At 50.6% G+C, this 13,822-nt stretch carries 9 protein-coding genes; all 9 read left to right on the forward strand.

Features of this window, described 5'->3' with window-relative positions; all coding sequences use genetic code 11:
* Positions 1-217: 217 nt before the first annotated feature.
* Positions 218-1,993: an ABC transporter ATP-binding protein/permease gene (locus K5753_07160; GenBank protein ID MCR4726978.1), complete on the forward strand. Its 1,776-nt coding sequence runs from the start codon at positions 218-220 to the stop codon at positions 1,991-1,993.
* A gap of 1 nt (position 1,994) precedes the next feature.
* Positions 1,995-3,731, forward strand: coding sequence for an ABC transporter ATP-binding protein/permease (locus K5753_07165; GenBank protein ID MCR4726979.1), 1,737 nt, complete (start codon positions 1,995-1,997; stop codon positions 3,729-3,731).
* A gap of 444 nt (positions 3,732-4,175) precedes the next feature.
* Positions 4,176-5,435, forward strand: coding sequence for a hypothetical protein (locus K5753_07170; protein MCR4726980.1), 1,260 nt, complete (start codon positions 4,176-4,178; stop codon positions 5,433-5,435).
* Positions 5,416-6,204, forward strand: a complete 789-nt coding sequence (locus K5753_07175; GenBank protein MCR4726981.1) for a response regulator — start codon at positions 5,416-5,418, stop codon at positions 6,202-6,204. The genes K5753_07170 and K5753_07175 overlap by 20 nt, the downstream gene beginning before the upstream one ends.
* 14 nt (positions 6,205-6,218) lie before the next feature.
* Positions 6,219-6,848: a lactate utilization protein gene (locus K5753_07180; GenBank protein MCR4726982.1), complete on the forward strand. Its 630-nt coding sequence runs from the start codon at positions 6,219-6,221 to the stop codon at positions 6,846-6,848.
* Between the two features lie 617 nt (positions 6,849-7,465).
* On the forward strand, positions 7,466-8,260 hold the full coding sequence (locus tag K5753_07185) for an HD-GYP domain-containing protein (protein MCR4726983.1): 795 nt from the start codon (positions 7,466-7,468) through the stop codon (positions 8,258-8,260).
* Between the two features lie 145 nt (positions 8,261-8,405).
* Positions 8,406-9,080 carry a hypothetical protein gene (locus K5753_07190; GenBank protein MCR4726984.1) on the forward strand — a complete coding sequence of 225 codons (675 nt, stop codon included), beginning with the start codon at positions 8,406-8,408 and terminating at the stop codon, positions 9,078-9,080.
* 135 nt (positions 9,081-9,215) lie between these two features.
* Positions 9,216-10,508 (forward strand): histidine kinase, encoded by a 1,293-nt coding sequence (locus tag K5753_07195; protein ID MCR4726985.1) that lies wholly within the window; start codon positions 9,216-9,218, stop codon positions 10,506-10,508.
* Positions 10,509-10,733: 225 nt separating this feature from the next.
* Positions 10,734-13,784, forward strand: coding sequence for a hypothetical protein (locus tag K5753_07200; GenBank protein ID MCR4726986.1), 3,051 nt, complete (start codon positions 10,734-10,736; stop codon positions 13,782-13,784).
* Positions 13,785-13,822 lie beyond the last annotated feature (38 nt).

Here is a 13,822-nt window from a genome sequence, read left to right on the forward strand (position 1 = left end):
GAGATTCATCACAGTGTGAAAATAATTTTATTCGAAAATATGAAATAAAATTCATATTATGCCGTGTTTTTCTTGACATCGGCGCATCGGCGGGCGTAAACTTGATTCGGTTAGCGTAGACTAACTTGCGTCGGCTGCTTGATCTTTTTTTAGAAGTGGAGTAGTCTTTGCCGAAAAAACGATAAAGGGGAGAGGGGATTTCTCTCGGAGGGGGAATATGAAAAAGAAGAAACGAGGAATTTTATCGTGGGTGCTCGAATTCGCGGGGAGAAAGCGGGCGTATTTCGGCGGCAGCGTCGCGCTTGCGATGCTCGGAGTCGCTGCGTCTTTTATTCCCTATATTATCATTGCGGGGATCGTCGAACGCTTGCTTGCCGGGAATGGGAATTGGGGCTATTATTTGATTCAGGTCCTTTTGATGGCTTTGTTTTGGCTTATCAGAATGACGTTGCACTCCTTTTCGACTTCTCTGTCGCATGTCGCGACTTTCACCGTCTTGGGAGGTATCCGAGAACAGCTTTGCGAGAAACTTTCAAAAATTCCGCTCGGATCCGTTCTCGACGACAACAGCGGAAGCTATAAGAATATAATCGTCGAACGCGTGGATTCCATGGAAACCACTTTGGCTCACATCGTGCCGGAGTTTACGGCAAACCTCATTTTGCCTATCGTAATGTTCGTTTACATTATGACGATCGATTGGCGTATGGGACTCGCCAATCTTGTCGGAGCGTTTATAGGGCTTATATTCATGGCGATTATGATGGCAAAGTCGAAGGGCGGATACGAGCTTTCGGTCGCGAAAACGAAAAAGCTCAACGATACCGCCGTGGAATATATAAACGGCATAGAAGTAATAAAAGCCTTCGGCAAGACGGGCAGTTCGTACGAAAAGTTCGTTACGGCGGCAAGAGAAGGTGCGGACGTGTTTATCAGCTGGATGAGAAGGTGCATTTGGCCGCAATCGGGCACGATGGCGTTTTTGCCGGCAACTTTTTTGGGAGTTTTGCCGATTGGTTTGCTCCTCGTTCGCGGCGGTTCGCTCACTGTGGGTGAATTCATAACCTGCATCATTTTGTCGGCAGGGTTGATCACTCCGCTCGTGGTCGCGTTCTCTTATACAGACGACTTATTGAAAATGGGGACCATCTTTGGGGAAGTTACCGAGATCCTCGAAAGAAAGGAAATGGAAAGACCTTCCGAATTGACAAGGGTTCCGCAAGGCTCGGATATTTGTCTTAAAGACGTAAAATTTTCGTATAAAGAAAAGGAAGTTCTGCACGGCGTGAATATGTCGATCAAGCAAGGAGAGTTCGTCGCGATCGTCGGTCCGTCCGGATCGGGGAAAAGTACCGTCGCGCGGCTGATCGATTCGCTTTGGGACGTCGATTCGGGTTCGATAACTTACGGCGGCGTGGACATAAGAGAGTTGCCGCTGAAATGGTATATGGAACAAATCTCGTACGTCGCGCAAGAGAATTACCTATTCGATCTGTCGATTAAAGAAAATATCCGCCTCGGAAGAGCGGGCGCAACGGATGAAGATGTCGTAAACGCTGCCAAAGCAACGGGCTGTCACGAGTTTATTATGGGGCTTGAAAACGGCTACGACACGGTCGCCGGCGGAGCGGGCGGTCATTTGTCGGGCGGCGAAAGGCAACGCATCTGCATCGCCCGAGCAATGCTCAAAAACGCCCCCGTCGTTATCCTTGACGAAGCGACGGCGTATACCGATCCCGAAAACGAGGCGCTTGTCCAGACGAGCGTGGCGAAGCTCGTTGAAGGCAGAACGCTTATCGTGATCGCGCATCGACTTTCGACGATAACGGCGGCGGATAAGATCTTCGTCATAAACGACGGCAACGTCGTGGCGTCGGGCAAGCAAGAGGAGTTGCTGGACGATTGCGATCTGTATAAAAAGATGTGGGAAGCTCACAGTATCGCAAAAGATGAAGACACCGATGCGGGCGTGATTTCCGCAAAGGAGGCTTAAAATGATTAAAATGGTAAAGAAATTCTTTGCGTTTTGCAGCAAAAAGAATAGGAAGAAATTCTATCTATCCGCCTTGCTCGGCGTAGTGGAAGCGATTTTTACCGCGATGAAGATCCCCGCCGCATTTTTCGCGATGAAAGCGGCGATCGGAAACGCAATCGACGTAAAAGCGATTCTTCTCGTTGTCGGACTTATGCTTATAAGCACGCTCGGCAAAATGTGCGTCAGCCGCTTTTCCTCCATGCTTCAAACGGAAGCGGGTTACGATACCTGCGCATTGAAAAGAATCGAGATCGGCGAACATTTAAGGTATCTTCCCATGGGGTACTTTAACGATACGAGCCTCGGGCATATCACGTCCGTCACGACCAATACGATGGAGCAGACGGGTGATATCGCGACGCGCGCGATTATGATGGTAATGCAAGGCAGTATCACGACGGTGGTGGTCGCGATCTTTATGTTCGTTTTCGACTGGCGCATCGGTCTGATTGCCCTTGCGGGGATAGGCGCATTTTTACTTGTCAATATGTGGACGAACAAAAGCGTCGCCAAGGTCGCGGATGAAAAACTTTCGTCGGACAGGGATATGGTCGGCGTGATATTGGAATACATTCAAGGCATCGCCGAGATAAGGAATTACAATATCGTCGGGCAGAATCGGTCAAGACTGAAAAATGCCATCGAAAGAAAGAAAAAAGCCGATATCAGAGCCGAACTCGCGGCAATACCCGCGGTCGGAGTGCAAAACTTTATCGTAAAACTGATCGGCGTCGTCATAGCCGGCGCGTCTGTCGCCTTGTATTTAGGCGGCTATATGAAACTCGTTTATACCATAACGATGTTGCTATGCTCGTTTATCGTGTTCGAATCTTTGGATCTTGCGGGGACTTATACGGCGCTTCTGAAAATAATCGGCAAAGGCGTCGATCTCGCAAACGAAATACTCGACGTCGAGCAAATGGATATCGACGGCGAAACCATCAAGCCCGAAAACAGGAATATTCATCTCGAACACGTCGGATTCGCTTACGAGAAACGCAAGATCATCGACGATATCACGCTCGATATCAAAGAAAACACGACTACGGCGATCGTGGGTCCTTCGGGCGGGGGCAAGACGACGATGACTGCTCTTATCGCAAGATTTTGGGACGTAAACGAAGGAGCTGTCACGCTCGGCGGAAGAAACGTCAAAGATTTCAGCTTCGACTCGCTGATGGAAAATTTCAGTTTCGTTTTCCAAAGGGTCTATTTGTTTGAAGATACCATTGCAAACAATATCCGATTCGGAAGACCCGAAGCGTCGATGGAAGAGGTAATAGAGGCGGCGAAGAAGGCATCCTGCCACGATTTCATTGCCGCTCTTCCGAACGGGTACGAAACGATCGTCGGCGAAGGCGGCGCGTCGCTGTCGGGCGGAGAAAAACAGCGCATAGCAATCGCGCGCGCCATAATGAAGGATGCACCGATTATCATTTTGGACGAGGCGACCGCAAACGTCGATCCCGAAAACGAAAAAGAACTCACCGAAGCGATCGAGAATCTCACCAAACAAAAAACGATCATTATGATCGCGCACAGGTTGAAAACCGTCCGTAACGCAGATCAGATCGTGGTTGTCGATAAAGGGAAAATCGTTCAGCAGGGCAAACACGACGAACTCGTAAAGCAAGACGGTATTTACAGAAACTTCATTACGGGCAGGAAAAAAGCCGTCAGCTGGAAATTGTCGTAACGGATTCGTACGCGGAGCGTCGAAGGATTGCTCCGAGAACTTATTACGAACGAAAAACTCATAAAAAGCACCTCATGCGAGGTGCTTTTTTGCACTATTAAAATTTTTCGTAATCGTTAAGAAAAGACAGGTCGGAATGAAAATGCCACGTCGCGTTTACGCCGAAACGGCGGCTCTTTTTGCATCCGAAACCGATCGGGAAAGAAAGAAATCAGTCCTTCCCGTTTTGAAAAAGATATGCGCGATTGAGCGGAGCAAGCGAGCGGATCGCCGACGGAGCGGGTAGGGTATTGACGGTATCCTCGCGATTGAAGTATAATGGATTCGAAAAAAAATATAACGCGCGGAATCAAATGATTTCAGAGATCGACGCTTTTTGTAATATTTTTGTAATACTCGCGGTGCTACAATGAGAGTATCTCAGAGTAGATTGGAGTGTCGGTCATGGGCGCATTGAAGGATCTGTATCAGATGATTTGGAAAGAACTCGGCGGAAGTCGAGCGTTTTCCGACGCCTCCGAACCTCTTTCTCGGGAGAATCTCAGGCGGGAGATCGCTCGCCACGGCGTCGCCAGAGAAGTGAATAATTTAGCTTGTATGTTGTTGCTGAATCCTCGGCAGAAAGGCTCGTTGCCGCTTTATAAAGAAAGCGACGAAGCCGCTCCGATCGATGATTTGGAACTCATCGTCAAAAACAACGTTACCGCAAAAAAATACGTTAAAACCATAAAAGATTGCATCCTCGATTTGGATGAATTATCCGCGGGCGCGGACCAAGCGGAAACGGAGGCTCTGCATAAGGACGAGCTGTCCGTCGCCGTCCTCAATCTGCTGCATCGCCAAGCGGCGCAAATCCTCGTTTTAAGCGGCGCGGATGAGAAAAATCAGCTGGAACTCTTTCTCAAACAGCCGAAGAATTTCGTTCGATCCGTCTTGCTCAGCGGGGATCGGGCTCCTTTCGCCTTCGACGGTATGGAATTTGCGAAAGACCTTTCGTCGGTAGATTCCGATTGCCGCGAATTCATTCGTAAATCGCATTTGGAGAAAAAGCATAACGCCGTTCGCAAAGAAGACGAACGGTTTAACAGAGACGCGCTGAAAATCGGCAGAATCATTCGGAAATTGGATCGGGCGTTGATCGAGGCGAAAGGCAAAAAATACGAGACTTTGGAGAGCAAGAAGGCGAGGGCGGAAGAGCTTCTCGCGAAATCGACGATGCTTCGGCGCAGCGCTCTCAGGGACGCTTTCCGCGCGGGCGATATCAGCGATTATTATTATCGTGAACGTGGCGAACAGTTGCAAAACAGCATATTTACGCACGTTCCGGAGATGTTTGAAGCGGACGCGCTCAAAGACAAAGAGGAGTACTTAAAGGAGCACGATCTGCAAGATCTCAGCAAAGAAGAAAGAGAAGACGTTTGCAATCTTGCGAGAAAAAAGACCGAAGCGGACAAAGAACTCTATTTCAAAAAGAGATTTCTGACCAATCGGAAACTTGCGCGCTCGAATCGCTATATGATCTCGGAAATGTTTTTGATCAAAGAACGGTTTTATCGAGGTCTTGCAGAGGAGAACGGGGTTTATGAAGACACGCCGAAAACGGGCGAAGCGATAGGAAACGGAGAAACCGAAACGGCGATGCGGCAAAACCCGCCGACCGAAGAAAAAACAAGGAGCGTGAAAAATGATCATTTTAGCAGTTGACGACGAAGCTTTGGCGTTGAAATCAATTTCGGACACAATAAAAAAGATCAAGCCGGACGCCGAGCTTTATATGTTTCGCGATCCTGTTCCCGCTTTGCAGGCGTTGGAGAGCGGGGTGAAGCCCGACGTCGTTTTCAGCGACGTCAGAATGTATGATATGACGGGAATCCAATTCGCGCACCGCGTAAAAGTGATTTACCCGCGCGCGAATATCGTTTTCGTGACGGGATATTCGGATTATATGATGGACGCGATCCGCCTTCACGCCAGCGGGTACTTGCTGAAACCCATCGACGAAGGTCAGCTGAAAGAACAATTCGAAAATCTCCTGTACCCGACGACGGGGAAGGGGAACGGACAGAAGTTTTACGCGCAAACCTTCGGAAATTTCGAATTTTATTGCGACGGCGCGCCCGTCCGATTCGCCCGCGCGAAAGCGAAAGAACTCTTGGCGTATTTGATCGATAAGAACGGCGCCGCATGCACGCGCTCGGAATTGCTTGTAAACGTCTTCGACGACAGTGCGAGCGGGGATCAATCCTTGTCGCAGGCGTTTTCCGTTTTGAGTAAGACGCTGGCTTCTCTCGGCGGCGGCTCGATCCTTCTCAAAGCGCATAACTCTTACGCGATCGATCCCGATATGATCGGTTGCGATTATTACGATTATCTGAAAGGCGATATCAAGGCGATCAACGCGTATCAGGGCGCGTATATGGCGAACTACGCGACTTGGTCGGATCTGACGGGACCGAAAAAATACAGGATGTAAGGAGACTCGGCGCTATGGACGAAAACGTCAAAAAAAGAAACGAACTTCTCGCCGGAAAGATCATAAAAGGACTTTCGTCGCGCAATATGCAAGGCTATTACGCCGAGAACAAAAGCGAAGCGTTGAAGATCGCTTTGTCATTGATCCCCGAGGGATCGGTTGTTACGATGGGCGGCAGCATGAGCGTAAAGGAGATCGGATTGACGGACGCGTTAAAGGCGGGGAATTACCGCTTTATCGATCGCGCCGAATATCAAAACCCCCGCGAGGCGATGCTTCTCGCTTATGACGCGGACGTCTTCCTCGCAAGCGCAAACGCGATCACCGAAGACGGGATCATGGTGAATATCGACGGCAACGCAAACCGCGTGTCCGCGATCGCGTTCGGTCCGAAAAGATTGGTTTTGGTGGTCGGGATGAATAAAGTCGCTCCCGATCTCGACGGCGCGATCAAGCGCGCCAGAAATATCGCAGCCCCCATAAACGCGCAGCGTTTCGGGCTGAAAACGCCCTGCGCGCTGACGGGATCTTGCGCCGATTGCAAAAGTCCCGACACGATTTGCTGTGAGTTTCTGATCACGCGGTATTCCCGCCACAAAGATCGGATCCACGTCATTTTGGTAGGAGAAAATTTGGGATATTGATCGCGTTTTCGATCGAGGAAACGCAAAGCGGAAAGCGAGGGTCGCTTCCTGCGGCAAAAGAGAACGTCCGACGATTCGAGAGGTGATAAATGGAACGTTTGCAAGCGTTACAAACGGAAATAATGATCGCGTTGATCGGCATTTGCGTCGTCGTCTCTCTTTTCGCGGTAATCACGAAATCCATTCCGAAAAATAAAAAAATTCCGATGGTCCTTTTGGAAATCACGGCGGCTTTCCTCTTGCTCTTCGATTATTTTGCATACATGTACAGGGGAGACGTCAGTCGACTCGGATTCTGGATGGTTCGGATCTCCAATTTCGCGGTCTTCTTCTTGACGATCTTGGTTTTATTCGCGTTCAATCTTTATTTGACCGACGTTTTCAAAGATAAGTGGAACGGGGAAACGCCCTTTCGTCTCAAACTCGTAAAATGGCTCGCGCTGGTCGGCGTCGCTGTCTTGATCGTTTCGCAGTTTACGGGATTGTATTACACGTTCGACGAAGCCAATCGCTATGTTCGATCCCCCGGATTCATCGTTTGTTATCTTTTCCCGATTATCATTTTGATTCTTCAACTTTCCGTCATCATTCAATATCATCGGAATCTTTCGACTCGAATGCAGATCGGTTTGATCGTCTTTTCCGTCGCGCCGTTGATCTCTTCCGCCGTGCAGGTGTTTACCTATGGATTGTCCCTGACCAATATTTCCACCGCCGTTACCGCGGTCATTCTTTACGTCTTCGTTATTTTCGATATCGATAAAACGATGATGGAAGCGCACGAACGCGAAACGGAGTACTTAAAAGAGCGCAAGCATCAAAAGGACGTCTTGCTCAATCAGACGGCGTTGGTTTTGGCAAACGCCATCGACGCGAAAGACAAATACACGCACGGTCACTCTACGCGCGTTGCGAAGTATTCCAAAGAGATCGCGTCTCTCGCGGGAAAGAGCGAACAGGAATGCGAAGAAATCTATTACGCGGCTCTCGTCCACGACGTCGGGAAGATCGGAATTTCCGACTCCGTTATCAATAAGAAAGGGCGGCTTACGGACGAGGAATACGAGGAAATGAAAAAGCATCCCGTTATCGGGAAAGATATTCTTTCAAGCGTCAACCTCTCTCCGTTCTTGGTCGAGGGTGCATACTCGCATCACGAGCGATACGACGGCAAAGGATATCCGGAAGGGAAGAGGGGCGAAGAAACGCCCGAACTCGCGCGGATTATCGCCGTCGCGGACGCCTACGACGCGATGACTTCCAAGCGCAGTTACCGCGATCCGCTTCCGCAGGAAAAAGTCAGGGCGGAGATCGAGCGGGGCGTCGGAACTCAATTCGATCCGAATTTCGCGAAAATTATGCTTCGATTGATCGACGAGGATACGGCGTACGAAATGCGCGAAAGAGGTTGAATCGACAACGAATCAAGAGGGCAGGACAAAATCCTGCCTTTTTTTCTGCGACGGCAGGATCGGCGGCGGGGCGGTTGTAAATCGGATATTGACGGATCGGGATGGGAATGGTATACTGAAAATATCAACGAAGGGAGGTAGGATTATGCATTTTATTTTCTTCGGACCGAGCGGCTCGGATGCGGCGGAAAGAGTCAAAAACGCGTATACCGCGGTTCGCAGTACCGAGAATTTCAATTGGACGTTCATCTTTATTTTGGCGGTCGTGTTTTACGTCTATTGGACGGAGATCAAGAACAAGAATTACGACGCCGTCGTCGCGGGAATCGCGCTCTATTCCGTGCATTGGTTCTACGAGATTATGAACGCCGTGATCGGAAAGGCGTCGGGGTATCCTTTGTGGTGCGTGTCAGGCGCGAGCACGACCTTTATTCTGTTGATCGGTGTTTGCTGGGAACTCTCGATGATGTTCTCCATCGCGGGTATCATCTCTTATAAAATGCTCGGCGATAATCCCGATAAAGTCCTTTTCGAGCGCGGCAAATTCAAGATCACGATGCGTTTCGCAGGAGTCCTCGGAATGTCGCTCCTGTTCGCGTTGATCGAATCTTTCCTCGCGGGGACGGAAAACGGCTCCTTTATTTGGGTCTATAAGTGGTGGGGCGTCCTTCCCGTCTGGATCACGACCTACGTTCCGTTCTTTATCGCGGCGAATTACGTCCCGAAGATGAAGCCCAAGGCGAAAAAGATCTTCCTGTTCTCGCTCGTCGGGCTGAATATTCTGTTACTTGCGATTCTGATCCCGCTCGGCGTGATCTGATCGGAACGATCGTTTTTCATCGATCGAAACGGAAAATGCGAGCGGGGGTTTTGGCTTCCGCTCGTTTTCGTAAACCGCGTTTTGCGGAAAAAGTCGGATATTGACTTTTTTTCGCATAGGCTCTATAATTCATTTATGGAGCTGTATTACTTTGATTTGGCAATTTCTTGTATCGCCGCGGTGCTCGCGATCTTGGCATCGCTCAGCATAGCGTTTTTTTCTCGCGCCAAATCGGATGAAAAGGTTAATAAAATCATTATTCTTTTGATGTTTTTGGTAATCTCGATTTTCGGCGGGATTTCTCGGGTTTATATCGCGCAGCCGTATGCCGCCCGCGGACCGATCTTTGCCTTTCGCAGCATAACGATCGCGGCGAGCCTCGGGCTTCTTTGCGCAATCTTTTGGGCGGTCGGTCGTCTCGCTTCCGTCCCGCCCAAGAAATATTTGGTATGGTCGATCGTTATAACCGCTTTATCCGGCGTCGCGGCGATCTTGCTCGTCGTCAACGGGTTTACGCACTTTTTGTTTGACGTCGGCAAAGGAAACCAAATTTTTATCGGAAAGGCGTTTTGGATCCTTCCCGTCTTGGAAGGAGGGCTTTGGCTTGCCGGCGTGGTTTGGGCTGTTTTGAACCGACGCGCGCTGTCGAGGCAGGACGCGATGATGTTCGTGATGCTGTTCGGCTTTTTCGCGGCGGGTACTGCGCTCGATATCGTTTTCCCGCAGATCACCTTTTTCGCGATGCTCGGGATCCTCGGTTTTTTGGCGGCGCTTGCGGTGGAATGCTCGAAAAGCGAGGTTCGTTTAGAAAAGGAAAAAGAAGAAGCGGATCGCCTGCGGAAAGACGTTACCCGCGCGAACGAACAACTTTTGCACAGTCAAGTTTCGCCGCATTTTATTTATAACGCTTTGACGGCGATCCAAGCGCTTCCGAACAATCCGGACACGACGAAAAAAGCGATCGGCGATTTCGCGAGATTCCTGCGCCAAACGCTGACGACGATCAATGAAAACCAGCTGATCCCCTTCGATATGGAGCTCGAAAACGTGCAAACCTATTTTCGCCTGGAAAAGATTCGCTTCGGGGAAAAACTGAAAGTCGATTACGATATCGAAGAAGATAATTTTTACGTTCCCGCGATGAGCGTCCAAATCCTTGCGGAAAACGCGGTCAAGCACGGCGTTTCGGTCAAGCGCGAGGGCGGGACGGTCAAGATCACGACGAAGAAAAGGGGCGATTCGGTCTTTATAACGATCGAGGACGACGGCGTCGGGTTTGACGTCAATAAAGCGCTCGATTCGACGCATATCGGGATCCGAAACGTTAAAAACAGGCTTCATACGCTTTCGGCGGGAGCTTTGTATCTTTTCAGCGAGATCGGGAAAGGGACGACGGCGTCGATCGAGATCTACACTCAGAAAAAATAAAAATTTTCCCTCGTTCGGAGTTTTTCCCCGAAAAAGAGACACGTTTTTTTTGAATGTAAAACGGCGAATGATCTCGCCGTTTTTTTTCTTTCGGATCATCAAACGGAATTTCCGAAAAGGAAAGTTTTGAACGAAATACCCCATTGACGAAAGACGATTGAATGGAGTATAATACAAAAAATGTTATGTTTTGCATTCATTGTTTAGAATCGGAGGGAAAAGACAATGAGCGAAAAGTTGAAACGATTGATTTTGATCACCGCGATTTTTGTCCTCGCGCTGAGCCTTGCGCTCGTCACGGTTGCGTGCGATAAGCCGGGGGCAGACCCAAAACCCGAGCCCGAAAAACAGATCGTGCGGTTGGACGCCGCGCCTTCCGCAGACTCGGACAAGACGGTTTCGGAGGGAAAGTTCGTCCTGCCGGAAGGGCAGGCGGTTTCGTTTTCGGTGAGTGATTTTGCGGTAAAAGCCGTTTATTCGGATGGGAGCGAGGCTTCGATCACGGGCGGCTTTTCCATCGACGCAAGCTCGATCTCGGAAAACGTCACCGCGGGAACGTATTCCGTCACGATAACCTACGGGTCGCACAACGCTTACGTCTCGGTCGAAGTCGTAACTTCGCTGACGCCGCTGCCCGCTCTCGACGATAGCGTCGAAAAGCGTTTTTCGTATGAGGGAACCCCGTTTGACCTTATAACCGAGCTCGACGCGCAGCGCGAACAAGCGGATCGGATCGAGACGCTTCTTTCCGACGGCAAAATTTCGATCTCGACCGAAGAAAATCTCGGCACGCGCAGCGCGACGGACGCGGGGGATTATATGCTTTGCCTCGTCGCCGCGCCCGGGTACGCTTGGGTGGATCAATACGGAGGAAACGTCACGGAAAAAACCTTCCGTTGGTCGATCGCGAAAAAGATCGTTCCGATCCCGTCCGTAGACGGCCCTACGACGTTTGAATACACGGGGCAGGTAATCACGCTCCCCGTCAATTTGCACGGATTCGGCGATCATATCACGCTGTCGAACGGGGTTTCGGAGACGAATCAAGGGATCGACGCGAACGGGGAAGACGGCGGCTATTTCTGCTACGCCTTTATCAGGGACGAAGATCAAAACAATTACGTCTTCGAAGGCGGCATGGTCGGCGCGGACGTCTGCTCTTGGAAGATCACGCCGAAGAAAGTCGCATATCCGACTCTTTCCGGGTATCAGTGGAGCGAGACGCGGAACGGCGTCGAATACTATCACTATCCTTATACGGGAAGCGAGATCGCAGTCGCGACCAATTTGGATAACGATCCTGCTTTCACCGTTCGGAAGAATGCCGGCGGCTTGATCGTGGACGTCTATCCCTTTGAAAACGGATCGTACTTCGTGGAGATCGATCTCGCGGATCAGACGAAATCGGGCAACTATCGTTGGGCGGACGGAACGCGGATTTCCGCCGTTTCGCTTAACGTCGTCGTCGACCCGATCGATTACGTCCTTCCGAGCGCGGTCTCGTCCGCTACCCTGAAAGCGAGCGCCGACTATTCGTCCTCGGGCTCTTTCGAGACCATCGGCGCGAACGCGTTTACCGAGGCAACGCGCGATTTGCTCGCGGATCAAGAGGTCTGGATCGACGGCGTCTCGGACGTGACGTATAACGACGGCGCGACCTACGGCGCGGGCGTACAAACCCTTCAATTCCTGTTTAAGCGCAGCCAAAACTATAAACCGCTTCCGATCGAAATCGAAGTGACGATCAATCGCGCGGTCGTAATCGTTCAGTCGCCCGCGTGGTACGGACCGCAGAACACGACCGATTCGGAGAACGTCTACGACGTCGGAGAAGGGAATTTCCTCTATAACGGTTTGCCGCAGAGAAAAGAACTCGACTTGTACTATTACTCCTACGCTTTGCTTGACGAGTTGCTTTACGCGAAAGTTACCTACGACGTTTATTACGGAACGGAAGAGGGCGTCTACGGAGAAACTCCGATCGCGCACAACGTCGTAACGAGCAACGATTACGGCAGGTATCGCTTCGCGTACGACGGAGAAAACAGCGCTGCCGCCGGCTACTACAAGACGGTCGCGACCCTTTCGATCGACGGCGGGAATTACGTCTTTATAGATGAGAATCAAGCCGAAGTCACTTCGGTCGAGACGACTTGGAAGATCGAAAAGGCGAAATTGGTCCTGTATCCCGCCCTCGGCGGCACCCATTACAGCAATCAAGGCTTCATTTATCAAGCCGGGAGAAACGCGGAAGAACGCCCGTACGGCTACTACACGGGCATAGATAAGACCGTCGTCTTAAACGAAAGCGAAACGGGACTTGAACTTGCGGATCGGTACGGAAACGACGGGACTCCGAAAGCGGTAAGCGTTACGGTCGCCGATTACGTCGAGATCGGAGAGCTGAGTCATTTTGTCTACGACGTTGGCTCGGCGACGTGGATCGCGGCGTTGAATACGTCGGAGACGGGCAAATACAAAACGACCCTCGGCGCATCTTTGAAAGAAGGACTTTCCGCGAATTACGAGCTTACGGTCAAGGAGAGCGAGTGGAGGATTTATTCCGACACGATCGACGCGAGAAGTCTCGCTTGGGTGAACCTCGGGCAATACGCTTACGGCAAGGGCGAACCTTACGTCTTTAACGTCCCGGATGGGCTTTCCGTTTGGACTTCGTTGGACAGTGACGCGACCTATCAGGGCGGAAACGTCGGCTTGAATCGCAAGTATTGCAGGGTCTACGCTTCGGAGTTTGCGGACGGTTACGAAGGCGTTACGATCCTGAAACCCGATAGCTGGATCTATAACGAGCCGAATCACAATATTTCGAGCACGTCGGAGTACACGATCACGAAAAGGGTCTTGACGAAAGACGATTTCTATATGAACGTCGTGATCAACAGACCCGAATCGCCGCTTCCCGAGATCCGCAAAATGACGGATGATTACGAGGTCGGGTTTGAGGACGGCGCGGGGTATTACGGAGATCTCGGATACGACGATATGCGGGATTTCGGAATTATGATCGAGCGCGACGTTTGGGCGGATAATTTGCACGGTTGCATTTCAAACGAATTCGAGCGCGGAGAGTACACGTTCAGCGGATTCGTCTGGATCCAAAACGCGACGAACGGCAACTACGGGTTCGACGAGACGCAGGATTACGTCGAGCTTTTGACCGAGGACTATTACTGGGGAGAGGAGGAGATCGTCGATTACGACAGCTTGTCTTATAAATATATTTTGCGCTTCTCCTTTACTTGGAGTATCGTTTAAGAAGCGTAGCGAACGCTCGGAAAACGGGAGAACCTTCC

The sequence above is a fragment of the Clostridia bacterium genome, from assembly GCA_024685775.1.
Classification (GTDB): Bacteria; Bacillota; Clostridia; order Christensenellales; family CAG-1252; genus CAG-1252.